Source organism: Enterobacter sp. 50793107 (genome assembly GCF_001463365.1).
GTDB classification, from domain to species: Bacteria; Pseudomonadota; Gammaproteobacteria; order Enterobacterales; family Enterobacteriaceae; genus Enterobacter; species Enterobacter cloacae.
In genome coordinates, this window is record NZ_LNII01000113.1 from 1 (window position 1) to 3,135 (window position 3,135).

Sequence of the window (3,135 nt, forward strand, 5' to 3'; positions counted from 1 at the left end):
GGCCAGGCCTCAGCATTTTATTATGGTGATCCCCTGGGCGAAATGCGCCTGGTAAGCAGAGTTTTTGAAATGTAAGGCCTTTGAATAAGACAAAAGGCTGCCTCATCGCTAACTTTGCAACAGTGCCAGCTGCGGGCCGCTCCCGCCGCGAAGGACGTGCTCGACGCCATCGAGGTGCTGCGCGGCATGAACAGCGACAACGCCCGCAAGGTGCCCGCCGACGCGCCGACCGAGTTCATCAAGCCGCGCTGGCAGAAGCTGGTCATGACCGACACCGGCATCGACCGGCGCTACTACGAACTGTGCGCGCTGTCGGAGATGAAGAACGCGTTGCGTTCCGGCGACATCTGGGTGCAGGGGTCGCGCCAGTTCAAGGACTTCGAGGACTACCTGGTGCCGCCCGCGAAATTCGCCAGCCTCAAGCAGGCCAGCGAATTGCCGCTGGCCGTGGCCACCGACTGCAACCGGTACCTGAACGACCGGCTGACGCTGCTGGAAACACAGCTTGCCACCGTCAACCGTATGGCGACGGCCAACGAGCTGCCGGACGCCATCATCACCGAGTCAGGCTTGAAGATCACGCCGCTCGACGCGGCGGTACCCGACACCGCCCAAGCGCTGATCGACCAGACGGCAATGATCCTGCCGCACGTCAAGATCACCGAACTGCTGCTGGAGGTGGACGAATGGACGGGCTTCACTCGGCATTTCGCGCATCTGAAATCGGGCGACCCGGCCAAAGACAAGAACCTGTTGCTGACCACGATCCTCGCCGACGCGATCAACCTGGGCCTGACCAAGATGGCGGAGTCTTGCCCCGGCACGACCTACGCCAAGCTGGCTTGGCTGCAAGCCTGGCACATCCGCGACGAAACCTACGGGGCGGCGCTGGCCGATCTGGTCAACGCACAGTTCCGCCATCCCTTCGCCGAGCACTGGGGCGACGGCACCACCTCATCGTCGGACGGCCAGAACTTCCGCACCGGCAGCAAGGCCGAGAGCACCGGCCACATCAACCCGAAATACGGGAGCAGCCCAGGGCGGACGTTCTACACCCACATTTCTGACCAGTACGCGCCATTTCACACCAAGGTCGTGAACGTCGGCGTGCGCGATTCGACCTACGTGCTCGACGGCCTGCTGTACCACGAGTCCGACTTGCGGATCGAGGAGCATTACACCGACACGGCGGGCTTCACCGATCACGTCTTCGCCCTGATGCACCTCCTGGGCTTCCGCTTCGCGCCGCGCATCCGCGACCTGGGCGACACCAAGCTCTACATCCCGAAGGGCGACGCCGCCTATGACGCGCTGAAACCCATGATCGGCGGCACGCTCAACATCAAGCACGTCCGCGCCCATTGGGACGAAATCCTGCGGCTGGCCACCTCGATCAAGCAGGGCACGGTGACGGCCTCCCTGATGCTCCGAAAGCTCGGCAGCTACCCACGCCAGAACGGCCTGGCCGTGGCGCTCCGCGAGCTGGGCCGCATCGAGCGCACGCTGTTCATCCTGGACTGGCTGCAAAGCGTGGAACTGCGCCGCCGCGTGCATGCCGGCCTGAACAAGGGCGAGGCGCGCAATGCGCTGGCCAGGGCAGTGTTTTTCAACCGCCTGGGTGAAATCCGCGACCGCAGTTTCGAGCAGCAGCGCTACCGGGCTAGCGGCCTCAATCTGGTAACGGCTGCCGTCGTGTTGTGGAACACGGTCTATCTGGAACGGGCTGCGCACGCGCTGCGTGGCAACGGCCATGCCGTTGATGACGCGCTGTTGCAGTACCTGTCGCCGCTCGGTTGGGAGCACATCAACCTCACCGGCGATTACCTCTGGCGCAGCAGCGCCAAGATCGGCGCGGGCAAGTTCAGGCCGCTACGACCGCTGCAACCGGCTTAGCGTGCTTTATTTAATGAGATGGTCACTCCCTCCTTCCCAGTACTATGCTGAGGACAGGCTTTCATTCGGAGAACCATCATGGAAAACATTGCGCTTATTGGTATCGATCTGGGTAAGAACTCTTTCCATATTCATTGTCAGGATCATCGTGGGAAGGCCGTTTACCGTAAAAAATTCACCCGACCAAAGCTAATCGAATTTCTGGCGACATGCCCGGCAACAACCATCGCGATGGAAGCCTGTGGCGGTTCTCACTTTATGGCACGCAAGCTGGAAGAGTTAGGGCATTTTCCAAAGCTGATATCACCGCAATTTGTCCGCCCATTCGTTAAAAGCAACAAAAATGACTTCGTTGATGCTGAAGCTATCTGTGAAGCAGCATCACGTCCATCTATGCGTTTCGTGCAGCCCAGAACCGAATCTCAGCAGGCAATGCGAGCTCTGCATCGTGTCCGTGAATCCCTGGTTCAGGATAAGGTGAAAACAACTAATCAGATGCATGCTTTTCTGCTGGAATTTGGTATCAGCGTTCCGCGAGGTGCTGCCGTTATTAGTCGACTGAGTACCCTTCTTGAGGACAGTAGTTTGCCTCTTTATCTCAGCCAGTTACTGCTGAAATTACAACAGCATTATCACTATCTTGTTGAGCAGATTAAAGATCTGGAATCTCAGTTGAAACGAAAGTTGGACGAAGATGAGGTTGGACAGCGCTTGCTGAGTATTCCCTGCGTTGGAACGCTGACTGCCAGTACTATTTCAACTGAGATTGGCGACGGGAAGCAGTACGCCAGCAGCCGTGACTTTGCGGCGGCAACAGGGCTGGTACCCCGACAGTACAGCACGGGAGGTCGGACGACATTGTTAGGGATTAGCAAGCGGGGCAACAAAAAGATCCGAACTTTGTTGGTTCAGTGTGCCAGGGTATTCATACAAAAACTGGAACACCAGTCTGGCAAATTGGCCGACTGGGTCAGGGAGTTGTTGTGTCGGAAAAGCAACTTTGTCGTCACCTGTGCTCTGGCAAACAAGCTGGCCAGAATAGCCTGGGCACTGACGGCGCGACAGCAAACTTACGAAGCATAAAGGCAGAAATACACCAGTTTAAACAATCATTCATCTGGTTTTGCGAATACTGATATTGATGATACTAACGGCCCACCGGCCTGTTGAGGAACCTGTAAAACGGAAAGGCTCATTGAAGCCGTATATTTTCTGGAGGTTCATCAGGCGCGGAACTCATCA

1 protein-coding gene and 2 pseudogenes are annotated in these 3,135 nt (G+C 57.6%); all 3 read left to right on the forward strand.

Features of this window, described 5'->3' with window-relative positions:
* A pseudogene (locus APU11_RS28060) lies at positions 1-75 on the forward strand (IS6 family transposase); the annotation flags it as partial.
* Between the two features lie 51 nt (positions 76-126).
* Positions 127-1,893 (forward strand): annotated as a pseudogene (locus APU11_RS14960) (Tn3 family transposase); the annotation flags it as partial.
* A 78-nt stretch (positions 1,894-1,971) separates the two neighbouring features.
* Positions 1,972-2,976 (forward strand): IS110-like element IS5075 family transposase, encoded by a 1,005-nt coding sequence (locus APU11_RS14965; RefSeq protein ID WP_000427619.1) that lies wholly within the window; start codon positions 1,972-1,974, stop codon positions 2,974-2,976.
* Positions 2,977-3,135: the final 159 nt, after the last annotated feature.